Raw genomic sequence first — 24,018 nt, 5'->3', positions numbered from 1 at the left:
CATCCTATAAACGGCGCTGGGGCCAGTTGAAATCGACTTCGACCACATTTCCCATGCCCAGATACTCCACGCGGCTGCACAGCTCACGCACCAGAGCCATGCCCCGGCCGCTCAGTGCGCGACCCTGCTGACCTGATGACACGCGCTCAGCATGCCGTGCCGAGTCTGCATGGTCAAATCCGCTGCCTGAATCTTCCATGCGGATGGTCAACAGGCCGGCGTTGCCACGCGCTTTCTGTTCCATCGTCAGTATTATGTGCCCTTCTTCCAGTTGCTCCAGTCGCTCCTGGCGGAACTGGTAATACCGACCGAAGCCTTCGCCGCCGGCTTTCAGTTCACTGTCAAGCCCCAGCACGCCGTGTTCGAGCGCATTGGAGTAGAGTTCGGAGATGATGGTATAGAGCTGAGTACTGTAGGCCTTCAGTCCTTCCGTTTCACTGAGCACATGCATGATCAGTGGCATGGGGTTGTGGTATTTCAGGGTCTGCGCGGGAAAGACGAGCCGCACCTCCCAGTCCAGAGGAACGACCGAGCGCCCCGTCTTTTCCTGCAGGTCCAGCAGGTAGGCCTGCGGCGGGTCGGCCATGGTCACCTCAACCAGCGTGGTATCATCGGCGCGTTCATTGTCGCCCTGAAAGGTCTTGACCGCCGCCAGCAGGTCAGTAAACAGGTCGCGGGGATCCTTCACCTGAGTGAAAATCTGGCGCAGGCGAGCCTCTCCGAACATTTCCCCACCCTGATTTTCTGCTTCCACAATGCCATCGGACCACATGAACAATCGGTCGCCGTTGTGCATCGCAAACTCATGCATGCGCAACGAGAACTGGTGGCCTTCGGTCACCCCCAGCGGCAGGTTGATGGACGGCAGCGCTGTGACGCTCTGATCGGCCGCATCATAGAAGAAGCAATCCGGCACCCCACCGACCCAGGCGCGCCCGATTTTCTGCAACATGTCGATATGCAGGGCGACCGCACAGCAGAAGAAATTGGTGGGCAACACCCGATTGAGCTTGGTGTTCATCTCGCGCACGATTTCTTCCAGCTCGAAGCCTTTGCTGGTCATCCCATAAAACGCTTCTGCAAGGGGCATGGCGCCAATGGCTGCCGGCAATCCGTGGCCGGTAAAATCACCCAGCAGAACGTGCACCCCCCCATCCGGGCGATACTGTGCCAGCACTGTGTCGCCGTTGAACATGGCGCGGGATGACAGTGCGTAGCGCACATTGTCGATACGAACATGGCCCGACTGGGTGACATTGTCATAGACTTTCTTGGCCACCGCCTGCTCCAGCAACAATTGGCGATGATTGGCCTGCAGCGCCCCATGCATGCTGCGCATGCGACTGAAGGCCAGCAATTTGGCGCGCAGTATGACCCGGTTGTAGGGTTTGGTGAGGAAATCGTCGCCACCGGAGTTCAGGCATTGCGCCAGCGAATCCGCATCCTGCAGCGAGGTCAGAAAGATGATAGGTACCAGCTCGTTGCCCGCCAGTGCCTTGATTTCACGCGCTGCATCCATGCCGTCCAGAACCGGCATCAAGACGTCCAGCAGCACCAGGTCAGGCCGCTGCGCCGAATAGACATCGATGGCTTCCTGACCATCCGCGGCTTCGAGTACCTGATGCCCTTCCTTGCGCACGATGGCACTGAGAATCATGCGGTCGGTCTGATTATCGTCAGCGATCAGGACCCGGAGTTCTTCTGTCATGGCAACATGCGCAACTACTCTATATGGAAGAGCTGTCCGAAATTCGAAATATTGAGGATCTTGCGCACGTCCGGGTTGCAGTTGACAATACTGATGCTGGCACTGTCCCCGCCGGCATGATCGCGCAGCAAGAGCAGCATGCCGAGCGCCGAACTGTCGAGGTAGGTCGCGTCAGTCATGTCTATCGTATACTTTTGCACATCGGCAGCAGCACTTTCATACGTCTGGCGAAAGTCCTGATGAGCGCTGAAGTCGAAACGACCGGCGACCTTGATGGTCAATTCAGTGCCGTCTGAAGATGGATGAGCCGATACTGTCATGGATCTCTGTCCTCATTGGTCCTCACTGTTCCCCGAAACCAGCCACAGCAGGGGCTTGCGGGGCAACGGACTGACCGCGGCTGCAGAGCAACTAACGCGGTTCAGTAGCTTCCTCAGTGTCCTGGACACTAGGATAGTGGTTCGGCGAAAAAATATCACCTTCTGCGCGGCATTGTGTTTAGAAAGTGTCAATCGGCCGGTGTTCTGTCGGGTTAATTCAGTTTGCGGCGCTGTTGCTGCTGAATCATCTCGTCCAGTAGTTTCTGTTCTTTCCGGGCTGCCTCGACCTGCTCCAGGCGAGAGATACGCTCTATGGCGCTCTCCATGGAGCGCCTTTCCAGGTGCGCGTTTTGCCACAGAACCTGAACACGCTCCAGTTCTACCTGGGCCAGGCCTACCTGTCGCGTCTGCTGACGAATAATCCCGTCCAGCTGCTCGATATAGTCCTGCAGTCGCTTCCACTGAGCCATGGTGACACCGCCCTGATCCGGGGTCTGTGCGCCCCGCTCGTAGTCCGCCTGGTAGTCCTGCAACTGTTGCAACTGCGCTTCATGGCTTTCCAGTTCGGCGCGGGCACGGGCCACCAACTCTGCCGCCTGATCTTCCCGCCGCTGGTAAAGCCGCAATACAACGTCCAGCCGCTTGGACCGCTTCATGATGACGCCCGCTCACACATCAGGACGCCTCATCTCCCGTCGAACCGGCTGGCGCCTTGCGGCGTTTCGGCAAGGGTTTGATTCCGCCTGCGGCAGGCTTTTTGCCGGCGCCCCGGCGCTGGCCTGCCTTGCTGCCTTCATTGCCTGCACCGGCCTGGCCATGGGCGCTCTGCACGAGCTGTTGCATCTGTTGTCCACTGACGGCGAAATCCACTTTTTCATTCAGCCCTTGGCGCAAAAACTGGCGCATGTCGGGCATCAGACGAACAGCCGTGTCCAGCTCCTGATCCTGGCCTTCGGTATAGGCGCCGATACTGATCAGGTCCTGACTCTGCTGAAAGCGCGAGAAAAACTGCTTGAAGGTCTGTGCCGCATGCAGGTGTACCTCGTTGATCACCTGCGGCATGGCCCGGCTGATCGACGCTTCGATGTCTATGGCGGGATAATGGCCCTGCTCTGCCAGGCGGCGAGCCAGCACGATATGGCCGTCCAGTATTGCCCGCGCGGCATCCGCCACCGGGTCCTGCTGGTCATCCCCTTCGGTGAGCACCGTATAGAAGGCAGTGATGGAGCCTCCACCCTGCTCCCCGTTACCGGCTCTCTCTACCAGGCTGGGCAAGCGGGCGAAAACCGAGGGTGGATAGCCCTTGGTAGCCGGCGGCTCGCCGATGGCCAGGGCGATTTCTCGCTGGGCCTGGGCATAGCGGGTCAGCGAATCCATCAGCAGCAGCACGTTCTTGCCCTGGTTGCGGTAGTACTCGGCAATCGCCGTGGTGTACTGGGCAGCGCGCAGGCGCAGCAAAGGCGGATCATCAGCGGGCGAGGCGACCACCACGCTGCGCGACAGGCCTTCCTCGCCCAGGATCTCGTCGATGAACTCCTTGACCTCCCGACCCCGCTCGCCGATCAGGCCGACGATGATGATGTCGGCATTGGTAAAGCGGGTCATCATGCCCAGCAACACCGACTTGCCGACCCCTGAACCGGCAAACAACCCCAGGCGCTGCCCGCGCCCTACCGACAACAACGCATTGATGGCCTTGATGCCAACATCCAGCGGTTCGCGAATGGGCTGACGGTGCATGGGATTGATATACTGGCCCTGCAGGGACTGGCGACTGCGACACTGCAGTGCGGGGCCGGTATCAATCGGCTCACCGAAACCATTGACCACGCGGCCGAGCAGTTCGTCACCAATCACCAGTTCAGAGGCGCTGGCAATGGGCACGACTTCTGCCCCGGCGCGCAGGTGGCCCATGGCCTGTACTGGCATGAGATAGGTTTTGTCTTCGGTAAAGCCAACCACCTCGGCTTCGAGATCCTGATGGCCATCTCGCACCAGGCAGCGATCACCCACCGACACGGACAGTCCGGAGGCCTCCAGCGTCAGGCCCACCAGTCGGGTCAGCTTGCCGGCGACCGGCGGTTCCGGCTGTTCCGGAACGCGGGCCAGCGCAGCGCGCAGGCTGTCAGCCAGCAGGCTCATCATCACCCTCCACGTTGCCATCAACGTCCGGTGAATCTTCGTCAGACACGTCCTGGTCAGACCTTATTTCGTCTGTTTCCGAAGTGTCTGCCTCGTCTGTCTCTATGGCCTCGGGGGATGCTTCGCTTGGTGCCTCAGCGGCGGCCGGCTTCTCTCGCGGTGCCGGTCGGTCGTCGGGGGCTTCCTGATCGAGCAGGGCCTGGAAGCGTTCCGCAGACAACTGGCGCAGCGGCTCCGGCGGCTCATCGGTGGCGAAGCCGTTGTTCATTTCCAGCAGCGCTTGAATCTGTCTCTGATAGCGTTCATCCAGGCTGTAATCCAGCAGGCTGTGCCGGGTCTTGATCTGGCATCCTCCCGGAGACAGGCTGTTGTCGGGTTGCAGGTCGACCTTCTCCAGCCAGTGCAGGCCCTGCCCCTTGAGCATGGAGCAGTCATCGGGATGCAGAAAAATCTGCATCCGCTCGTGCGCCGGCGGCATCAGCTGGATGGCCTGATGCACTATGTCCTCGATCTGCTCCGGTGTCTGTTGCAGTGCCTGAACCACCAGCCCCTGTGTCAGGCGCAGCACCAGGTCACGCAGCACAGGGGCAAGTTCCTGTTCCAGTGATGTCTCATGTTCGTTGAGGGTCTGGATAGCGGCGCCAAAGCGCTGTGTGAGATCGTCAAGAGTTGCCTTCAGCTCTGCATCTGCAGTCTCTTTGGCCTGGGTATGACCTTCTTCCTGTCCGGCAGCCAGGCCTTCGGAGCGCCCTGCCGCATAGCCCGTTTCATACCCTTCGGCATGCCCCTCTTCATAGCCGGCCTTGCAGCCTTCGGCAAACCCTTCCTCGCGCGCTGCGGCACGAATGGCCTGCAATTCTGCCGCCGATGGGGGCTGCAGGTCGGGCTCAGCGGGTGAAGAGGTTTCCTGCGCCGGGGGTTCCCGGTCTTCCCGCCGCCGACGATGGTGCGCATTGCGCGCGGCCCTGTTGCCCAAGGCGTCTTCTTCGTTGACAGGCAGCCCTTCCAGGTCCGGCAACTGCCAGGAACGGACTTCCAGTTTCTCACTGTTGGTAAAGCCCTTGCGGTTTACTGCCACAGCGAGAACCCCTTAAACCATTGAATCGGCACCGGCACCACCCAGGACAATATCGCCTGCATCCGCCATACGGCGAGCGATGGTGAGGATTTCCTTCTGCGACGATTCCACATCGGCGACGCGCACGGGGCCCATGGCCTCTATGTCATCACGCAGCAATTCGGACGCACGCTTCGACATGTTGCCCAGAATCTTCTCCATCAGGCGGTTGTCGGCACCGCGCAGGGCCACTTTGAGCAGGTCGGTATTGACCTCGCGCAACAGCGCCTGAATACCCCGGTCGTCGACATCCATCAGGTTCTCGAAGACGAACATCAGTTCTTCGATCTCGGTACCCAGATCCTCGTCGATGTCCTTGATGCCATCCAGCAGTTCGGTTTCGATGCTGCTGTCCAGATGGTTCATGATCTCTGCGGCGCGTTTCACGCCACCCAGAGCCTGCTGTTGGGCACCGGCACTGGACGCAAACTGTTTCTCGAGAATATCGTTCAACTCCTGCAGCGCTGCAGGCTGCACGGTATCCAGTGAGGCGACACGCATCATGATGTCCAGACGCACTTTCTCGTTGAAGAACTGCAGTATTTCCGCCGATTGTTCACCATCCAGATAGGCAATGACAATGGCCTGGATCTGAGGGTGCTCGTTGCGGATGATGTCGGCCACCGAACGGGGCTCCATCCACTTGAGCGTATCCAGACCGGTGGTATTGCCGCCCAGCAGGATACGATCAATCAGGCCTGACGCCTTGTCGGCACCGAGTGCCTGGGTCAGCATGGCACGGATGTATTCGTCAGAGCCCACACCCAGACTGGTGCGGCCCCCGACTTCGTCCAGAAACAGTTGCACCACCCCTTCAACCTGCTCCTGGGTGACATCCGACAACTGTGACATGGCAGTACCCACCCGCTGCACTTCCTTGGGCCCGAGATGCTTGAGCACTTCTGCAGCATCACTCTCGCCCAGCGTCATCAGCAGAATGGCCGCCTGGTCCAAACGGCGGACGCCATCCAGTGCCTTGCGATTGTCGTTACCCTTCTGTTCAGTCATCGTTCATGATCCACTTCTTCATCAGCACTGACACCTTGCCCGGGTCTTCTGCAATCAGGCCGCGCAGTGCCTCCAACTGCTTGTCAAACGACTCGGAGGGACCGGGCAGCATGTACTCGTCCGACACGCTGAGTGTCACCTTGTCATCCGATATCGCATCTTCATCGATATCCAGCGCATCCAGGGCAGCATCTTCGTCTTCCGTGTCTTCACCCTGACTCATCAGGTTGCGGATCGCCGGGCGCACCACACCGAAGATCAGGACCAGGATGAACAGTCCGCCCAGCACATAGCGCATGATTTCCCAGAACCAGGGCTCGCGCCAGAACGGGGGCTCTTCGATGATCTCTTCAGGCGCCATGAAGGCGGAATTGATCACATTGACACTGTCACCCCGGGCGGCATCAAAGCCGACCGCGTCCTGCACCAGGATGCGCAGGCGATTCAATTCTTCTTCGGTCCAGGGTATCCGCTCTACCTGACCGTCGGCGCCGGCCTGGCGCATATCGTCGACCGCAACGGCGACGGTGAGGCGGCGCAGACGACCGACCTGCTGTTGAGTGTAGCTCAGCGTCCGGTCAATCTCATAATTGCGCGTCGACTCGGAACGCTGGCTTTGCGGCGGCGGGTTGATCGGGTTGCCATCTTCGTCGACCTCTTCGGGTGCCTCTGCATCACCCGGAGGCTGGTTGGTCAGGGCGCCGGGGATACCGCCATCTGCCTGGCCGACCGTGCTTTCGTCCAGCAGTTGCTCACTGCGCAACGCGATCAGGTCGGGATTGAACAGTTCTTCAGCCTGTTCGATGCGGGTAAAGTCGACATCCGCGGACACCTGGGCACGGAAGGCGTCGTTACCGATGATAGGCTCCAGAATGCTGTGAATGCGGCGCTGCAAGTTGTCTTCCACACGGCGGGCAAACTGGAATTGGCGGTCGGTCTCCTGATCCGAAGCATCGACCTCCAGGTCACTGAGCAGGCGTCCGCGCTGGTCCACTACACTGACCTGATCGACATTCATCTGCGGAACGCTGTTGGCCACCAGGTTGACGATGGCCTTGACCTGATCCCGCTCCAGGGCGGTCCCGCCGTGCAGGTCGACAAATACACTCGCAGACCCCTGGCGCTCATCGCGCACAAAGACACTGCGCTCGGGAATGGCCAGATGTACCCGGGCACCGCGCACCTGATTCATCGACATGATGGTCCGCGCCAGTTCGCCCTCGAGACCCCGTCGGTAGCGTGCGGTCTCCATGAACTGACTGGTACCCAGGCCACCGGCATCTTCGAGCAACTCCATACCCACAGTCTGATCTGTACTCAGGCCGGCACGCGCCACGGCCAGGCGGGCGTCATGCAGTTGGCTGTCACGTACCAGGATAAGTCCCGATGAAGGGTCGATATTGAAATCTATGCGCGCATCCGACAGTACATCCAGCACGTCACGCACTTCATAGCTGTCCTGGGTGCTCATCAGAGGCCGGTAATTGGTGCCCTGTACCCAGAGGATGGCGGCAAATCCGAGCGCCACTGCCGCCGCCAGGGCGACCATCAGCCACAGTTGACGCATCATGGACAGTTTCTGAAAACCGGCCACCAGTGGATGCATGCGCTTGTTCTCGGTATCGAAACCGCCAGCTTCGTTTACCGAACTGGCATTCGCCACCGCCTCACGTCCGGATTCATCCCTGCCGCCTGTCGTGGTAGGTGAGGTTCCGGGCTGTCCGGTGCCGGTGGCGGCGGGTACGTTTTCCATCAGCGCTCTCTCTCTGAATCTGCAAGTGGCCGCTCAGTGAGTGGCGGCCTGCTCAGGCACGGCATCAGACCGGCATATTCATGATTTCTTTGTAGGCTTCCAGCAGACGATTGCGCACCTGGGTGGTGGCCTCGAAACTGACCTGGGCCTTGTTGGCGGCGATCATTACATCGGGCAGGTCGACACCGGGCGTGCCTTGTTCATAGGCGGTACGCAGCGTGTCTGCCGACTGCTGGCTCTGGTTGACGGTATCAATGGCCGACTTGAACATTTCACCGAAACGCGGCGGATCCTGGGTGGCACTGATTGGCGCCTGGCCTTCCACTCTGGGCATGCCTGCCGGTGCATCGGTCTGCAGGCGAGCCTCACCATTGATGCGCGCGCCCTGCTGGGTCATTTCGGTCGGTCTCTGTACCTGCTGGGGCTGGTTCTGCACCTGCATCTGTGAACGCATCTGACGCATCTGACTCAGAACGCTCTGCACGTCGGTTCGATTGCTGACCATTGTTTCCACCTCGATCCGTGCCGGGCTGCAGGCCCGATACTGTCAATTTTCTGTTGTCTTTCGTCTGACAGGGGATCAACTTGCAACATTAAGGCCAATTCTTGCCGCCCGGCAACTTGTGTCCTGTGCAAAAGCGCCGTCAACCGCTTGTGAGCCAGTGCTGCACACGGGACAATAAGCGACAGCTGATCTGGAGCCATCCGGATCAAGTCGCCCGTTCGCCGTTTCCAGGAGTCTGCTTCCCCACATGCCAAGGTCCATCCGTCTTGCCACCCTGCTCTTGACCGTGGGCCTGGCTTCGTCAGCCAGTGCCAATTCCCTGTCAACCGCGGTCACCGATATGGGGCGCTGGGACCCACGCGTTCACCTGCATGGCGGTGTACAACTTATTGAGCTGCCGGAACAGGGAGACAACCTGGATGCCTACTATATCGAGCTCAATTCCGCATTCGCTCACCGCAGTGTGTCCAATGTAAGTCTGCTGCTGGACCTGCGGGCCGAAAGCCTGCGCAGTATTGCCGGTGATGATCGAAGCACCGGGCTCTATGCCCACCTGCGACCTGGCCTCGGGTTCAGCGTCCCGCTGACCAGCAACTTTGCCGCCTATGCAGAAGCCAAAATCAATGGAAGTCTCGAGTGGTACAGCCTGAATGGGGAGCAGGAGGAGGAGTATCCGGCCCGGTACACGACCCACTTGTATGAAGCCGGCTTTGCGGACAACTACCGGGGCGCCTACTGGCGGCTTGGACTGGCCCACAGCGGTCATGCCGAACGCGCCGGCCGCACCCCCTGGCAGGCGAGAGGCCATGTCCATGTGGTGGACCCCTGGGACACCAATGCTCTCTCCTGGGGAGTCAACGGGCGCGTGGCGCCCGACTATTTTTCGATGGGTCTCAGCCTCAGCTTCTTCTGATCAAGGCGCTACAGACCCCGGCCCGATCAGGCCAGTTCGGCATCCACGTCGACGCCCATTTCCCGCAATCTCGCCATTTTGTAGCGCAGCGTGCGCGGACTGATGCCCAGATTCTCCGCCGCCTGCTTTTTGCGGCCCCTGGCAGCCCGCAGGGCATCCAGTATCAACTGGTATTCATGCTGTTTTACCCCGGCTGTCAGTATATTGTCGCCGGTCAAAGCCTGACTGCCTTGCTGTGCCGGAGCATCCCGGTCGATCAGATGCTCACCTGACAGACCCAGATCAAATTCGGAAATTCGATCGCCTTGCTGCAGGATAAGGGCACGCTGAATGGCATTGTCCATCTCCCGAATATTGCCCGGCCAACTGTGGCGCAGCATGGCCATGCGGGCCGACTCATCCAGTTGAACCGGCGGCTTGTGCATGCGATCGGCGTGGATGGCAATCAGGCGTTCCGCCAGCGGAATGATGTCCGCCGAACGCTCGCGCAAGGGCTGCCACTGCAACGGAAAGACACTGAGCCGGTAGAACAGGTCTTCCCGGAACTGGCCATCCTTGACTGCCTGGCGCAGATCCCGGTTGGTGGTGGCCAGCACGCGCACATTGAGCTGGATCGTCTTGCGCCCGCCGATGCGCTCCACCTCGCGTTCCTGCAGCACGCGCAGCAGCTTGGCCTGCAGACCCAGATCCATCTCCGAGACTTCATCCAGCAGCAGGGTGCCCCCTTCTGCCTGCTCGAACTTGCCCGGCATGGACTGGATGGCCCCGGTAAAGGCGCCCTTCTCATGCCCGAACAGGGTCGCTTCCAGCATGTTCTCGGGAATGGCCGCACAGTTGATGGCGACAAAGGGCTGGTCAGCCCGATCCGAGTGCTGGTGGACATACCGCGCCAGCACTTCTTTCCCGGTCCCGCTTTCGCCGGAGATCAGGATGGTGGAATCCGTGGGCGCCACCTTGCGGGCCAGGTCGAGCACATGCTGCGAGCTCGAATCGGCAGCTACAGGGGCCGACTCGTCCAACGTCACCCGGTTGCCGATATGGCGACCCAGGACATCCAGCAGTTGCTGCGGTTTGAACGGTTTGACCAGATAGTCCACGGCACCCTTCTGCATGGCCTCAACCGCATTGGCAACATCACCATAGGCAGTCATCAGCAGCACGGGTATTTGCGGAAAGTCGCGGCGCAGATCATCCAGCAATTCATAGCCCGACTTGCCGGGCATGCGCACATCGCTGACCACCAGTGAAATGGCGTGTCTGGCCAGCAGTGGAATCGCGGCCTCTGCCGAGTCTGCCTCAATAACCTGGTAATCGTGAATTTCCAGGGTGTCGCGCAGGGCGTCGCGCAGGTTCTGATCATCTTCCACAACCAGTATGGTCAGAGCTGAACTCATGATGCTGTCTCCGTGGTTACATATTCAGGCAAAGTCAGATGGGCACAGGCCCCCTGCGCCGTGTTGTACATTGTCAGTTGGCCCCCATGGGCGCGCACAACCGCCAGAACGACGGCCAGGCCAAGGCCGGTGCCATTGGCTTTGGTGGTCAGAAAGGGCTCACCCAGTTGCTGCAGCACAGGCTCCGGAATGCCGGGGCCATGATCCTGCAATACCAGCGCCAGCGAACCTTCCGCGCGCTGTACGCGAAGATTGAGCGAGGCGTTCTGGCCCACTGCTTCAACGGCATTGTTGACCAGATTGCACAGAGCGCCGATCAGCGTGTCGCGATTGCAGATCACTCGGGCGTCAGGTGCTTCATTGAGCAGATTCAGGGTGGAGTGGCTGCGCTCCAGCACGGCGGCGCTGGCATGACGCAGACCATCCAGCAGGTCCGTGACGGTCACCCGGTCCACCAGACGCACATCGCCACGGGCAAAGATCAGCATGTCGTGCACCTGCTTTTCCAGATGCTCGAGACGAGACTGAATCTTTTCCGCGAAGCGTGCCCGATGGGCCGGTGAGAGGTCCTGCTGACGAAGATTGTCGGTATACAGCATGGCCGCCGACAGGGGAGTACGGATCTGGTGGGCCAGGCTGGCGACCATGCGCCCTATACCTGCAAGCCTCTGGTGTTGTGACACCTTGGCCTGCAACTGACGGGTAGCCGTCAGGTCATTGATCACCACCAGTTGGCCATGGCCTTCCAGGGCACAGGTATCGAGGCTGACCATTTGACCGTTGTGCAGGGAGATTTCGTGGCCGTCGTGCTCCTGCGGACGGAACGCCAATTGAATGACACGTCCCCAGGGCTGGCCGACCAGTCGCGGCAGTTTGGGATGTTCGAGCAGCGCTTCTGCAGCCGGATTGGCGATATCAATACGCCCTCGGCGGCCGATGACGATGACCCCGGTGGGCAGCATGCGCAGCAGGCCCTGAAGCTGGTCTGCCAGACGGGCTTTCTCTTCCAGTTCCCGCATGTGCTGGGCGCTGAGCGCACGTATTTCGCCATTCAACGCGTCTACTTCACGCGCAAAATCTTCAACGGTACGCTGGTCGGATCGGGTTGCTGCTGATGACACTGCCAATATTCCGTCTTCCGAATCGGTTTAGACAGTGTCACTGCAAGGGGTGTGCCGTTCTCTTCACTCGCGCTTCAGAAGCCCGTATTTGCGCATCTTTTCCACCAGTGTTGTACGGCGCAACTGCAAGCGGTCAGCGGCCCTGGCCACCACGTCATCACAGTCTTCCAGAGCCTGGCGGATCAGCTCTTTCTCCAGCTCAGTCAGATATTGCTTTAGGTCCATGCCATTGACCGGCAGCAACGCCTGTGGCTGTGGCATGTTGTCTGCCCCACTGTCCACCAGGTCAACCGGCACCGGGGCGCGCACGGGCAACTCTTCCGGGTCACCATCTTCGACATGACGGTATTTGGGCGGCAGCTCCTGCACACCCACCACGCTGTAGGGGTGCATGATCACCAGACGCTCTACCAGGTTGGCCAGCTCACGAACATTGCCCGCCCAGTCATGACGGGTCAGCGACATGATGGCGGCGGAGTTGAACTGGACCGAACCCCGCTTTTCGTTCTCTACCCGGCGAATAAGCTCATTGATCAGCAGGGGGATATCTTCCGAGCGCTCGCGCAGTGCTGGCATCTCAATGGGAAAGACGTTCAGACGGTAATAGAGGTCTTCGCGAAAGGATCCATCGGAAATCATGTCTTCGAGGTTTCTGTGGGTGGCGGCGATGACCCGTACATTGGTGTTGAAAGTCTTGTTGCCACCGACGCGCTCGTAGGTATTTTCCTGCAGCACCCGTAACAGCTTGACCTGCATGGCCAACGGCATGTCTCCGATTTCATCGAGGAAAAGAGTGCCGCCCTCCGCCATTTCGAAGCGCCCGGCACGGGCTGTAATGGCACCGGTGAAGGCTCCCTTCTCGTGTCCGAACAGTTCGCTCTCCAGCAGTTCTCCCGGAATGGCACCGCAGTTAACTGGCACAAAAGGTTCGTCCTTGCGATTGCTGTGGTAATGCAGATTGCGCGCGACCACCTCTTTCCCGGTGCCTGACTCACCCAGAATCAGAACGGTCACATCCTTGTCGGCAACCTGGGCCATCATCTCCCGCACATGCTGAACACTGCGGGAGCTGCCGACCAGACTGCGAAACAATCGGGTATCCCGCTGCTGCTGTCGGGCGCGCCCCCACTCATACTGCTCCCGATACATCTGACAGCGATGCATCGCGTCAATCAATCGGTTGTAGGTCGCCGGCCACTTGAGTTGGCCCAGCACGGTGTTGCGACACGATTCAGGCAATTCGTTGACATCAACGACCTGCCCCAGCGTGACAATAGGCAGGCCGCGGTTCCAGGCAAAGATCTCTTCCACCAACTCGGCCGCCGGTTTCTCCGTCGGTCCCAGAATGACACCGCCAAACCCCATCGGGCTGGATTTAAGATGTTCTTCAACAACTGACTGCCACCCGGAACCAGGCAGAGTCAGTGTTTCATCCTGCAGAAAATTGAAAATAAGACTGACTTCCTCGCGTAAAGCTGCATCGTCAACCAATACGAGAAACTTGTTTTCTTGCCACATGCGATGTCACTTCCTTCTCGCTGCCGGAACTGCCCAGAGACGTCTCACACCCGAGGTTGTATCATTATGGGGGAAAGAGTCAAATATTTGTCAATATTTTAGACAACTCTGCACAGGGTCCTGTGCAGAGCTTTACGCAAGTGGCGAACGATGGGTTCACCGGACTGGATGACATTGGCGGACCCTGCACACCGACTATCGCCCCTGCACCAGGCCGTCAGCCTTTGTCGCCGGTGGGTTCCGCGGGTGGGTTGTCGGCTTGGCGGGCGGCTCCCGAGGCCTCCTGCACAATGGACTGGCGCTCTTTTCTGAGGTCGTCTTCTTTTTGACGCAGCACCTCATCAAGATGTTGAGCCTGGACCAGTGCTTTCTGCAGATACTCGATGAGCGCCTGCAAACGGATGTCAACTTCATTGCTGGTAAAACCCATCGCCAGGGCGCGATTCAGATCACCAGCGACCCGGTCCAGGGTCAGCGCGACCTCACCGAGTGCTGTCCAGTCATGCTTCACCATGGCTGCCCTGGCCCGATCATGGCAGTCATGGAGTTGGCGGAGAAAGTCGGCCTCATCGGGCAGGCTGTTCGAGTCCCCGAGATGGCGGTGAGCGGTCACTGACCGCCCCCAGCCACTTCTTTAAGTGCCTCTTCACGTATGCCGTCCCACGCCGTCTTGATTTCGGTCATCAGGCGCATGACTTCGTCCACGATCTCTGGATCATTCTTCAGATTGGCTTCGAACAGGCGCCGCGTCATGTAGTCATACAGGCGCTCCAGGTTCAGCGCAATTTCTCCAGCGTCCATGTTGAGGCTTTCCTGCAGGCCCGAAATGATCTTGATGGCGGAGTTGAGCATCTTGTTGCGCTGCTCGATTTCGTTGCGTTCTATATGCCCTTTTGCCGCCGCCATGCGGTCAAGCGATCCATCAATCAACAGCTGAATCAGCCGGTGGGGATCAGCGTCCATGACGCTGGTCTGAGTGCTCACGGACTGGTACTGCTTCGCTGCACGTGAATACATGGTGCGGTCCTCTTCATCGGTCAGACAACGGTTCAGCTACTTTGGCGACCGCTGCTGCAGGAACTTGAATCTATTCTGGCACAGACCTTGAAATAATGCCTGTGGAAGCTCACTGCGGGCTGCCGTGTACCAGGCCGGAGGCCCAGTACTGGCGGGCTGCAAACGATCCTGATGGTGCCAATCGCGATATTAAATCGCGCGCGCCACCAGGCAACAGACTGCCGCCAATCGGCAACGCTATGCCGGAGAGAACGCATGACTGAGGCAAGACAGATCCAATCGCACGCCGCTCCTCTGCAGGATCGGGAAGCTCAACGCCTGGAGAGGCAGGCGGCATGGCATGTCGATCGCATGGGTGTGCGTGGCATTCCGCGCAGTGAGCAGGCGTTCCATCTGCGCGAGGCGCGCCGCATCGGCCAGGCCCTGCTTGGCCAGACTTCAGGGCAGGCCAGTGGGCACAATCTGCTGGGTCGCCTGGCGCTTGAAGCCGGTGAGTTCGGCAAGGCAGGACAGCATCTGAATCAGGCCCTGCGCCTCAACCCGCAGGATGCCGGCATACACTTCAGCCTGGGGCACGTGGCGCTGCAGCGCCAGCAACTGGCAGAGGCTGCTGGTCGATTTCGTCAGGCCATGGCGCTGGACTCGGAAGCGACTGTGGCAGACCAGTCTCTGGCCTACGTCAAGTTCCGCAGCGGCATGTACGCCGAAGCCTTCAGCGACTACCGCACTCTGATCCGGCGCTACCCCAATCGCTGGACGCTGAAAACCCGTCTGCTGGATTGTGCAGAGCGTGTGCAGGCCGACTATGATGACCCCGCGCTGTCTGATGATGTGGTCGAACTGCTGCAGACCGACGATCTCAACTATCAGAGCCTTGCACCACTCGCCGGATCGCTGCTGCGCCACCGCTATCAACTGCAGGACCCGGACAGCCGCATAGATCTGGCAGCACTGGTTGCGGACCCACTGCTCAACGCGGCACTGCCGCGCCTGCTGTTCGTTCACCCCGAACTGGACGAACTGCTGGCCACTTTGCGTACCACCTGCCTGCATCACCACCTGACGTTGGGCGACTTCGATCCACAGTTGCTGACGCTGCTGCAGGGGCTGGCCTGGTATGGCCTGAACTGTGAATTCGTTCTGGCCGAGACGGATGACGAAACAGCGACACTCGACAACCTGGTGGCCTGGTGCGCCGAACAGTCGGCACAGGGCAATATCAGCGCCGTGGCCCTTCCTGCCTGCCTGCTGGCGTTGTATCGTCCGCTGCACACGCTGAGCTGGCTGCCGGCGCCTGATGCCCTGCGGGGTGTCTGGCCTGACTGTCTTCATGCCCTGTTGGCGGCGCACCTGCAGGACCCGGAACAGGAACAGTTGCAGGTCGAGAAGATCCTGTCTCTTACCCCACTAGCCGGCGGCGTGTCTGCTGCGGTCCAGACCCAGTATGAAGAAAACCCCTATCCAAGATGGCAGCATCTGCCGAGGCACAGCCCAACCGACTACATGGCGGCAGTGGCGGCGGAAATCCCCGCCTTCAAGCCAAGGACCAGCCGTCAGGGCAGATTGCACATACTGGTCGCAGGTACCGGCACAGGTCGCCATGCCATTCACCTTGCCCGGCACTTCCTCGATACACGTGTGCTGGCCGTGGATCTGAGCCGACGCAGCCTGGCCTACGGGGAGACCAAGGCAGCGCAACTGGATATCACCAATATAGAGTTCCGGCAGGCGGACATTCTGCATCTGCATCATGTCAAACAGCAGTTTGATGTCATTGAATGCAGCGGCGTTCTGCATCACATGGAAGATCCGATGGCCGGCTGGCACCAGCTCTGTTCGAGACTGCGCCCGGGCGGCCTGATGAAGATCGGGCTCTACAGCACCCGGGCGCGCACCATCATCCATCAGTTGCGGGCCATCATTACCGAGCAGGGGCTCAAGCCGACACCGTCGGATATACGACGCTTCCGCCGCTCCGTGTTGCGCGAGGCCGGTGCACCCGAACTGGCCACCCTGCTCCACTCAGTCGACTTCTATTCCATGAGCGGCGTACGGGACCTGCTGTTTCATGTTCAGGAGCATACCTTCACGCCGGCAGAGTTGGCGAACATGATCGATGAGCTGCCGCTCAGCTTTCTAGGCTTCGTTCTGCCAGCCAGCGCCCGTCGGTCCTACCAGCACTTCTTCCCGGACGACCCTCTCCTCAACCGGCTGGACAACTGGGAGATTCTGGAGCGTGATAACCCGGAACTGTTTGGCGGCATGTATCAACTGTATCTGCGCAAAGAGTGATCGCCGAGAGCGGCCGAATGACGGAAATGTGGACACGGTCACGAACTTGAACCCAGGGGTAGTGGCCAGGTCGGGAGTCCCTGCTATATGATGAGGTTCCCTCGCTCAGCATCAAAAAGGACCTGATCATGCCCGAGCACCGCTACGATATCGTTTTCCGGGGTGAGTTGCAGGACAACTTTGACCCGGAAGAAGCCAAGGCGCGCTTCGCTCGAGCCTTTTCCATGGCAACAGAACGTGTCGAACTGCTGTTTCGACGTTCAGCCACTACCCTTAAATCAGATCTGGATGGGGCGTCGGCGCGCCATTATGTGCAGCGTCTGGCTCAATTGGGCCTGAAAGTTGATCAGGTGGTTCGCGCCAGCTCGAGTTCTGCTGACAATTTGAGCCTGGTGCCTACCGCAGAAGAGACTGCCGGACAGTCCCATGGTCAAAAGGACGCTGGGCCTCGCACACAGAGCAACCAGCAGGGTGGCCGGTCAGGGCAGCAGGCGACGGCAGAGGCCGATGATCAGCCGCGCATGTCACCTTTCGTATTCAGTGGTGAAGGCCGGGAATATTTCGGCATCTGGATCGTCAATATCCTGCTGTCGATTGTTACGCTGGGGATCTACTCGGCCTGGGCCAAGGTGCGCAACAAGCAGTACTTCTACGGTAACACGGAGCTGGATGGTGCCCGATTCGAATATACCGCCGAACCGAAAAGAATACTCTTCGGTCGACTCATCGCTTTTGTCTTCTTCGTAGTCTATTCGGTGATGATCGAATTGTCGGCAGTGACAGCACTTCTGGCCTTTTTGGCACTGGTGGCGTTCATGCCCTGGGCCATTCGCCAGGCGCTACGGTTCAATGCGCGCTACAGCAGCTATCGCAATGTGCCCTTCCGCTTCACCGGCAGCCTGCTTGATTCGTTTCTGGCGTTCGTTGCCTGGCCCCTGCTGGCGGTGATCACGCTGGGTATCCTGACCCCCATGATGCTGCACCGTCAGCAGCACTTCATAATCGGCAACCATCACTGGGGAACGGTTCCGTTCCACTTTTCCGCACCGGTCAGTGCCTACTACATGATGAGCATCAAACTGGTCGGCGTTCTGATCGGCGGTGGCTTGGCACTCTGGGCATTGTCCAGCCTGGGGTTGCCGGGCTTGCTGCTGTTCATTCTTGGTCTCTCTCTGTACCTTGTTCTGCTGGCCGTGTTCAATGTGTCCATGGCCAATCTGAAGTTCAATTTCGCCGCCCTGCGCATGGCCCGCCGCGAGCACGGGTTTGAGGCCAATTGGGAAGTTGGCTCCTATTTTCAGTTGATTCTGGTCAACACGCTGGCCACCTTGGTCACGCTGGGCCTGTTTACCCCCTGGGCGAAAGTGAGGGCGGCACTTTATGCCGCGCACTATACAGAGGCCATGATTGATGGCGATCTGGATGACATTGCTGCCGCTGAGCGCGAGAAAACCAGCACCATTGCCGAAGGCGTCGGTGATCTGTTTGATCTGGATGTTGGAGCCTGATCAATGGCCATTGAGGGCGAGTGGTACAGCCCGGGCAGTTCGCGCCGTCAGGCGGCAAGGCTGGAAATCAGTGCTGGCGGCCGACTCACGGTAAGACTGCCGGAACAGGACCTCGAAGTGGCCAGCGCTCCGGCAGCCGACTGGCAGTTCAACGACCGTCTGGGCAACACCACGCGCTTTCTCGGGCATCCTGACGGCGGTCGGTTTGCCACGCTGGACCAGGATGCGGTTGACGACCTGCAAGCGCAGTATCGCCCTTCCTGGCTGACCAGCGTGGTACATCGCCTTGAGTCCCACAAACGCTTTATCGCTCTGACCGTGCTGGTGGTGGTCGCCTTCGGCTGGGTCACCCTGACTTGGGGCGTCCCCGCACTGGCCAGCGCCATGGCAGAAAGGGTGCCGCGGGCTGCGGTGGAACAACTGACCCGAGAAACCATGACAGTGGCTGATCGAGTCTGGTTCAGTGACAGCCGGCTGTCGACCGACGACAAGGAGCGGTTGCGCGATCATTTTTCGCCAATCAAGGCCAATCACCCCCATCTGGAACTGCAGCTTCTATTTCGTGACGGCGGTCCGCTAGGCGCCAATGCCATAGCGCTGCCGGATGGCACCATGGTGATGACCGACCAACTGGTGCGTCTGGCCGAGCATGACGATGAACTGAGCGCTGTACTGCTACACGAAATTGGTCATATTGAACATAACCACGGTCTGCAGGCCCTGATTCAGAGCTCTCTGATCGGCCTGGCCTTTGTCATGCTGACCGGTGACGCGTCAGCCACAGCGGAAGTGCTGCTGGGTGCCCCTCTGATCATCAACGAACTGGCTTACAGTCGCCGGGCGGAATTCGAGGCCGATGACTATGCGCGGGACTACATGCTGACGCACGACATCCCCCTCAGCCACTTTCACAACATCATGTGGCGACTGAGCTACGGTGAAGAGTTTGACCCCGATGCGGATCTCGCAAATTTTGGCGACTACAGCCCGATAAGCCGGTACATGGCCACCCACCCACCGACGCCAGAGCGCATAGAGCGATTTCAGGCGCCCTGAGCGCGCCCAAGGCCGCTGCCTGCAATATGGCTCCCTGTGGGCACTGGCTTGCCTGCCCTTTGAGTAGCGCTGAGCACGGCCAAGGCCGGCGCCTACAGAGCGTTTTCAGGCGCCCTGAGCGCGGCCAAGGCCGGCGCCTACAATGCGCAGCGGCCACATGGGAGTCGCCCAACCCTAGAAACGGACCGCAAAGTCGGCACTGAACCCGGTATTCAGCAGCAGGTCGACCTCATCCTCGGAATTGGGCTTGTACCAGCCACTGAATTCAAGCTGCGTGACCCAGGGGGTCAGGCCGATACCGGCAGTGATGATGCTCGCATCATCGACGGCCAGATTGTTCCGGTAGCCGGCACGGAAGCGCGCCCAGTCCCAGGCATTGAATTCACCGCCAATACCGAAATAGCGGGTGGGTACACCAAAGCCGATGGGGTCGTTCTCGGTCAGGTCAATATCCATCGTTACCCGGGTCAGTCGAGTTTGGTGAGACACACCGGCTCGAACCTTGGGGCCGATGTCGATATCGCGACCATCACCACTTTCAAAACTCTGGGGTATCAGGTCTTTAACCACCGCACCCACTGAGAACATGCCCAAGCCGGGTTGCTGGAAACTCTGCGCCACCCCAATGTCCAGATTGACCGCAACATATTCGTTGGTATTCTCATTGATAAAACTGGCATCTACCGAATCAGCGTCATCAAAGGCAATCACATCACCGAACACCTGAATGTACTGAATCTTGGCCGTGGCACCGACCGACAGATTACCGTACACGTTGGGGAAATCCATGCCCGAGCCAAATGCAAGTTCGGTGATATTGGCACCCAGCAGGTCAATGGTGGAGTCGAGGTCTTCTTCATCGAAGGTCAGGATGTCTGCGTCATCATCCACCTCACCGCCTACGAACAGTTCATTCTCCGAATTGAAGCTCTCGACCACGGCTCTTTGCGCATCGAAGTCGTCTCTGGCGTCCTCGAAAGCGGACTGCGCACCGGCATCATTGGGCGCAGCTTCAAAAGCCTCGGCTGCATCAACCAGTGTTTCCAGGCGCTGATTCAGCTCTTCTACGGCCTCCAGATAGTCATCCAGGTCGTCCAGTACAAAATTCAGGTTCTGCAGATCGCTTTCCTGCAGATTGAGGCGGGCACCACCATAGGTATTGTTGCTCAGGGCTATAGCAAAAGGCACATCCCCGCGCGGCATGGTCAGCCCGAGACCCGCCAGCAGGCCGAAATTGACGGGCCGGTCAGAGAAGGCCCGGAAGGTTTTTTCGGTGCTTTCCACCAGGCCCCGATAATTGCCGACACTGCCCTGCGTTTCATTGGTCGCCGCGGTCTGGTTCTGCTGGGCAGCGCGCAGGTCGTCCAGGGTGCTGCTATCCGTTTCATCAAAATTGTTGGCTGCATCCGCCGTATCGCCTGCCGCGTCGGCCAGATTGCTGGCTGACGTGTTCAATTGCCCGTAGTCAAAGTCCTGATAGGTTTCGAGGTCTTCATCGAGGAATTGCTGAAGGTTGAAGGCAAAACCGTTGGGATCTTCCAGAAACAGAGTGCCCGACCCGATCGTCAGGTCGAAGTCATACTCGCCCCGGATAGGGGTGATCATGGCCGGGTTGAGCGCACTGGAGGACGCGACACCGGCTCCCCCCATGCTGTTGATCTGCGGGCTGTTGACGATCATGCCACCGGCGGTGGCTCCGGAAGCAGCCAGCATGGCTGCGGTCAGGGCTGAGAGTCGGCGCATTATTCCTCCAGGGATCACTGCTCATGTCGAGGTTACTCCGGCCCCACTGCTGGAAAACCGGCGCGTCAGATCAATAATAGCCGAATATCAGTATGTCGAATGTAAAGATGCCAGAATAGTGGGCTTGACGAGGCGCTCTTGAGACAGAAGCAGGACCGGGTTATTGCCGGGCGTACTGAACATTGCTGTTCTCAACCACCAGAAGCAGCTCTTCAACCCGCTTCTCGAACGCTTCGCGTTGATCATCCGGCACCGATTCTGCCATCGGGATTTCGGCTCGCATCGGATCAACCGGGCGCCCGTTGATGTGCAGTTCAAAGTGCAGGTGGGGCCCGGTGACGCGACCGGTAGCGCCGGAAAGGCCGATTCGGTCACCCCGGTTGACGCTTTGACCGTGGCGAACCAGGATTCGATCCAGGTGCATGTAGCGCGTGGTATAGCGAGAGCCATGCTGTATTTCGACGTACTTGCCGGCGAAAGGATGGTTTTCGACCCGGGTGACGACACCATCGCCGGTGGTCAGCACGGGCGTGCCCGTACTCATGGCAAAGTCAGTGCCATTGTGCGGGGTCACCCGCCCGGTGACCGGATGCCGCCGAGTCGGATTGAAACCAGAAGAGATACGATACCGCTGATTGGACGGGTAGCGCATGAAGGCCCGTTGCAGGCTTTCGCCCTTCTCGTCGTAATAGTTGCCGTCTTCAAACAGGAAGGCCGAGCGCTTGGTGTGGCCATGAATGCGGATAGCCTCGATGCGCGTTCGACCCGTTGCTCGGCCATTGATCATCTGTTCGGCACGGATAACGTCAAAAGTGTCCCCTGCACGAATCTGGCGCCGGAAGTCAATACTGTCTTCAAGCAGTCGAGTGATCTCGGCGACTTCCCGATCGCTCAGGCCGGCGCCGCGCGCTGAAACATAAAAGCTGCCGTTGATTTCGCCACCGATGACCCGCTGCGGCCAATCGCCTTCGATGAGGGTTTCCTCATACTCGAAGCTGTCATCATCAAAACGTTCGTATGCCACCTGGTAGCCGGCATGCACATAGAGCTCCATGCGCTCCAGGCGGCCGGTGTCAGGGTGCTTGTAAAATTTCAAGCGATGACCCGCGCGCAAGACGTCGAGCGCCAGCAAGGATTCATCGGCTGACAAAATCTGATACATGACGGTCTGGCCCAGGCCCATGCGGTCAAAAATGCCACTCAGGCTGTCACCGGAGGAAATCTCATAGGTGTCGACATCATAGGGGCTGCTGTCTATCTGCACAGCCGCCATGCCTTCGCCGCGCAGACGCTCACGCAAACGCTCTTCAGTGAAGTTGCCGGGCAGAAAGCCCCCATTGAGGGCATCAAGGTGAGACAATTCGGGGGGCAGATACACGGCGGCCTCAAGCCCCTGGTCTTCGGTGGGCCAGATCATGACGACCAGGACCAGAAGTGCCAGTATACTGATGCCGCGCCGGTGCAGGTGCGGTATGGTTTGCCAGCCTCTGTGCAGACGCCTGACCTGTGTCACTCCCATAATTACAACTCTGAGCCTGAACTATACTACGCGCCGGTACTGCCCGGTCGCGTGAGCATTATGATGTCAGCGCTGAAATGTTTGCAACAGTTACGATCCATTGACGCTTGTAAAGCCAGAATGAATCACATTTTTGGCACTACGGTCAAATTAGCCCTTGCGCTCACTCAGCGAATGAAGTTGAACAATGACAACCCGGATACTTTGGCATAGGCCTGCTGTGCCGCCTCCAGGATCATGGTCTCCATCTGCAGCTTGCTAACGGCTTCGGCATAGTCGACGTCCTTCAGTTTTGAGCGCACATCCTGCAGGGTCAACTTGCTCTCTTCGTGCACATTCAGGGTTGATTCGGCGGTATTGATACGCGCACCGATCTTGGCCCGATAAATGGACATATTCTCGATACCGGCGTCCAGATTATCCAGCGACTCGCCAACCAGGCGATCCAGGGCCTGAGTGTCTGCAGGGCTGTCACCCAGTCTGTTGAGACCTTCCACAAGCTTCTGAATGGTCTGCAGCGGCCCCTGCTTGCGAGTCGTTTCCAGGGTGAAGTTGTCACCGGCCCGAGGCTGGCCGGTTATGCGGACCTCCATGCCGGCAATGCTGACCGCCCTGCCCGGGACATATTCCACATTTTTCAGATTGTCGATCACCGAATTGTCACTGCGCCGGCGCACAGTAAAATTCTTGCCCGGTGGCTCGGTGTCCAGCTCGTTGTTGAAGGTGATGATGGCATCATCGGGAAACAGATCTTCCAGCTTGTCTGCGTCCCGGGTCACCCCAGCCGAAATCACTCCGGTAGGGTTGCCCTGGTTACGCGGACTGGCCGAGGTAATGAAGGACGGATTATCCACCGGGACATCAAGAAAGATATCCTTTCCGTTGTCGCTGGCCGGTATGCGGGCCGAGTTCGAAATGCGGATTTGGCGCTGCCCTTCATCCCCCTGATAGTTGAAGCCCCCGCCAGGGGCCTGTGCAAAGGGTTTGGTCTGTCCGGAAAACCCGGAAAACAGATATTCACCGGTAGCATCCTGAGAATTGGTCAGTTGCAGCAGTTCCTCCAGACGCACCTTCATTTCGGCGGCATAGGCCTGACGGTCTTTTTGTGTCGTGGAGGACGTATTGGACGCCACAGCCAACTCACGGACCCTCTGCATGACTTCTTCGGCGCCCTTCAGGTAACCTTCCTGCAATTCGAGTCGACCCGTAACCGAGTTGATGTTCTTGATGTACTGATTGGTCAGGTCGATGTCCTGATCTAGTTGCAGAATGCGCGCGGCATCCACGGGATCATCCGCCGGGGTAAGCACTCGCACACCGGTTGCCACCCGCTCTTCCGAGCGCGCCACCTGCGCCTGGTTGCGCAGTATATTGTTCAGAGAAC

The 24,018-nt window shown here is 59.2% G+C and carries 20 protein-coding genes; 4 read left to right on the top strand and 16 right to left on the bottom strand.

The window, feature by feature from the left end; genetic code table 11:
- Positions 1-4 precede the first annotated feature (4 nt).
- The 8 genes from LAT62_RS05035 to fliE all read right to left on the bottom strand — a co-directional run bounded on the left by LAT62_RS05035 (position 5) and on the right by fliE (position 8,553).
- Positions 5-1,708 carry a fused response regulator/phosphatase gene (locus tag LAT62_RS05035; RefSeq protein WP_293379896.1) on the bottom strand — a complete coding sequence of 568 codons (1,704 nt, stop codon included), beginning with the start codon at positions 1,706-1,708 and terminating at the stop codon, positions 5-7.
- Between the two features lie 14 nt (positions 1,709-1,722).
- The gene (locus LAT62_RS05030; RefSeq protein WP_293379893.1) at positions 1,723-2,028 is read right to left on the bottom strand and encodes an STAS domain-containing protein; all 306 of its coding nucleotides are present in this window, start codon (positions 2,026-2,028) and stop codon (positions 1,723-1,725) included.
- A gap of 212 nt (positions 2,029-2,240) precedes the next feature.
- On the bottom strand, positions 2,241-2,684 hold the full coding sequence (fliJ, locus tag LAT62_RS05025; protein ID WP_293379890.1) for a flagellar export protein FliJ: 444 nt from the start codon (positions 2,682-2,684) through the stop codon (positions 2,241-2,243).
- Between the two features lie 19 nt (positions 2,685-2,703).
- Positions 2,704-4,170 carry a flagellar protein export ATPase FliI gene (gene fliI, locus LAT62_RS05020; RefSeq protein ID WP_293379986.1) on the bottom strand — a complete coding sequence of 489 codons (1,467 nt, stop codon included), beginning with the start codon at positions 4,168-4,170 and terminating at the stop codon, positions 2,704-2,706.
- Entirely contained in the window at positions 4,154-5,248 is a 1,095-nt protein-coding gene (locus LAT62_RS05015; protein WP_293379887.1) for a FliH/SctL family protein, read from the bottom strand. The genes fliI and LAT62_RS05015 overlap by 17 nt, the downstream gene beginning before the upstream one ends.
- Before the next feature lie 12 nt (positions 5,249-5,260).
- Complete coding sequence (gene fliG, locus LAT62_RS05010) at positions 5,261-6,295, bottom strand: flagellar motor switch protein FliG (protein WP_293379884.1); 1,035 nt, start codon at positions 6,293-6,295, stop codon at positions 5,261-5,263.
- On the bottom strand, positions 6,288-8,048 hold the full coding sequence (gene fliF / locus LAT62_RS05005) for a flagellar basal-body MS-ring/collar protein FliF (protein WP_293379881.1): 1,761 nt from the start codon (positions 8,046-8,048) through the stop codon (positions 6,288-6,290). The genes fliG and fliF overlap by 8 nt, the downstream gene beginning before the upstream one ends.
- A 64-nt stretch (positions 8,049-8,112) precedes the next feature.
- Positions 8,113-8,553, bottom strand: coding sequence for a flagellar hook-basal body complex protein FliE (gene fliE / locus LAT62_RS05000; protein ID WP_293379878.1), 441 nt, complete (start codon positions 8,551-8,553; stop codon positions 8,113-8,115).
- 247 nt (positions 8,554-8,800) lie between these two features.
- Here fliE and LAT62_RS04995 point away from each other — a divergent pair, with 247 nt between their 5' ends.
- Entirely contained in the window at positions 8,801-9,466 is a 666-nt protein-coding gene (locus LAT62_RS04995; RefSeq protein ID WP_293379875.1) for a hypothetical protein, read from the top strand.
- Between the two features lie 26 nt (positions 9,467-9,492).
- Here LAT62_RS04995 and LAT62_RS04990 read toward each other — a convergent pair whose 3' ends face one another.
- The 5 genes from LAT62_RS04990 to fliS form a co-directional block, all read right to left on the bottom strand.
- Positions 9,493-10,860 (bottom strand): sigma-54 dependent transcriptional regulator, encoded by a 1,368-nt coding sequence (locus LAT62_RS04990; RefSeq protein WP_293379872.1) that lies wholly within the window; start codon positions 10,858-10,860, stop codon positions 9,493-9,495.
- Positions 10,857-11,981: an ATP-binding protein gene (locus LAT62_RS04985; protein WP_293379869.1), complete on the bottom strand. Its 1,125-nt coding sequence runs from the start codon at positions 11,979-11,981 to the stop codon at positions 10,857-10,859. The genes LAT62_RS04990 and LAT62_RS04985 overlap by 4 nt, the downstream gene beginning before the upstream one ends.
- Before the next feature lie 63 nt (positions 11,982-12,044).
- Entirely contained in the window at positions 12,045-13,499 is a 1,455-nt protein-coding gene (locus tag LAT62_RS04980; protein ID WP_293379866.1) for a sigma-54 dependent transcriptional regulator, read from the bottom strand.
- Between the two features lie 217 nt (positions 13,500-13,716).
- Positions 13,717-14,112, bottom strand: a complete 396-nt coding sequence (locus LAT62_RS04975; RefSeq protein WP_293379863.1) for a hypothetical protein — start codon at positions 14,110-14,112, stop codon at positions 13,717-13,719.
- Positions 14,109-14,516, bottom strand: coding sequence for a flagellar export chaperone FliS (gene fliS / locus LAT62_RS04970; protein ID WP_293379860.1), 408 nt, complete (start codon positions 14,514-14,516; stop codon positions 14,109-14,111). The genes LAT62_RS04975 and fliS overlap by 4 nt, the downstream gene beginning before the upstream one ends.
- A gap of 255 nt (positions 14,517-14,771) precedes the next feature.
- On the opposite strand from fliS, the gene LAT62_RS04965 reads away from it, so the two are divergent.
- From LAT62_RS04965 to LAT62_RS04955, 3 genes are all read left to right on the top strand, one after another.
- Complete coding sequence (locus LAT62_RS04965; protein WP_293379856.1) at positions 14,772-16,808, top strand: methyltransferase domain-containing protein; 2,037 nt, start codon at positions 14,772-14,774, stop codon at positions 16,806-16,808.
- A gap of 128 nt (positions 16,809-16,936) precedes the next feature.
- Positions 16,937-18,316 (top strand): YjgN family protein, encoded by a 1,380-nt coding sequence (locus LAT62_RS04960; RefSeq protein WP_293379853.1) that lies wholly within the window; start codon positions 16,937-16,939, stop codon positions 18,314-18,316.
- 3 nt (positions 18,317-18,319) lie between these two features.
- The gene (locus tag LAT62_RS04955; RefSeq protein WP_293379850.1) at positions 18,320-19,372 is read left to right on the top strand and encodes a M48 family metallopeptidase; all 1,053 of its coding nucleotides are present in this window, start codon (positions 18,320-18,322) and stop codon (positions 19,370-19,372) included.
- Positions 19,373-19,546: 174 nt separating this feature from the next.
- Here LAT62_RS04955 and traF read toward each other — a convergent pair whose 3' ends face one another.
- From traF to flgL, 3 genes are all read right to left on the bottom strand, one after another.
- Positions 19,547-21,115, bottom strand: a complete 1,569-nt coding sequence (gene traF, locus LAT62_RS04950; protein WP_293379847.1) for a conjugal transfer protein TraF — start codon at positions 21,113-21,115, stop codon at positions 19,547-19,549.
- 160 nt (positions 21,116-21,275) lie between these two features.
- Complete coding sequence (locus LAT62_RS04945; RefSeq protein ID WP_293379844.1) at positions 21,276-22,634, bottom strand: peptidoglycan DD-metalloendopeptidase family protein; 1,359 nt, start codon at positions 22,632-22,634, stop codon at positions 21,276-21,278.
- Between the two features lie 167 nt (positions 22,635-22,801).
- A partial coding sequence (flgL, locus tag LAT62_RS04940; RefSeq protein ID WP_293379841.1) for a flagellar hook-associated protein FlgL occupies positions 22,802-24,018 on the bottom strand: 1,217 nt, incomplete at its 5' end.

The sequence above is a fragment of the Natronospirillum sp. genome, assembly GCF_022565775.1.
Taxonomy (GTDB): domain Bacteria; phylum Pseudomonadota; class Gammaproteobacteria; order Pseudomonadales; family Natronospirillaceae; genus Natronospirillum.
The sequence above is the reverse complement of the archived record's forward strand: the minus strand, read 5'-3'. Positions and strand labels throughout refer to the sequence as shown.

Coding starts and splice junctions, on each gene's coding strand:
- LAT62_RS05035 (WP_293379896.1), bottom strand. CDS start 1,708: ATGACAGAAGAACTCCGGGTCCTGATCGCTGACGATAATCAGACCGAC.
- LAT62_RS05030 (WP_293379893.1), bottom strand. CDS start 2,028: ATGACAGTATCGGCTCATCCATCTTCAGACGGCACTGAATTGACCATC.
- fliJ (WP_293379890.1), bottom strand. CDS start 2,684: ATGAAGCGGTCCAAGCGGCTGGACGTTGTATTGCGGCTTTACCAGCGG.
- fliI (WP_293379986.1), bottom strand. CDS start 4,170: ATGAGCCTGCTGGCTGACAGCCTGCGCGCTGCGCTGGCCCGCGTTCCG.
- fliG (WP_293379884.1), bottom strand. CDS start 6,295: ATGACTGAACAGAAGGGTAACGACAATCGCAAGGCACTGGATGGCGTC.
- fliF (WP_293379881.1), bottom strand. CDS start 8,048: ATGGAAAACGTACCCGCCGCCACCGGCACCGGACAGCCCGGAACCTCA.
- fliE (WP_293379878.1), bottom strand. CDS start 8,553: ATGGTCAGCAATCGAACCGACGTGCAGAGCGTTCTGAGTCAGATGCGT.
- LAT62_RS04995 (WP_293379875.1), top strand. CDS start 8,801: ATGCCAAGGTCCATCCGTCTTGCCACCCTGCTCTTGACCGTGGGCCTG.
- LAT62_RS04990 (WP_293379872.1), bottom strand. CDS start 10,860: ATGAGTTCAGCTCTGACCATACTGGTTGTGGAAGATGATCAGAACCTG.
- LAT62_RS04980 (WP_293379866.1), bottom strand. CDS start 13,499: ATGTGGCAAGAAAACAAGTTTCTCGTATTGGTTGACGATGCAGCTTTA.
- fliS (WP_293379860.1), bottom strand. CDS start 14,516: ATGTATTCACGTGCAGCGAAGCAGTACCAGTCCGTGAGCACTCAGACC.
- LAT62_RS04965 (WP_293379856.1), top strand. CDS start 14,772: ATGACTGAGGCAAGACAGATCCAATCGCACGCCGCTCCTCTGCAGGAT.
- LAT62_RS04960 (WP_293379853.1), top strand. CDS start 16,937: ATGCCCGAGCACCGCTACGATATCGTTTTCCGGGGTGAGTTGCAGGAC.
- LAT62_RS04955 (WP_293379850.1), top strand. CDS start 18,320: ATGGCCATTGAGGGCGAGTGGTACAGCCCGGGCAGTTCGCGCCGTCAG.
- traF (WP_293379847.1), bottom strand. CDS start 21,115: ATGCGCCGACTCTCAGCCCTGACCGCAGCCATGCTGGCTGCTTCCGGA.
- LAT62_RS04945 (WP_293379844.1), bottom strand. CDS start 22,634: ATGGGAGTGACACAGGTCAGGCGTCTGCACAGAGGCTGGCAAACCATA.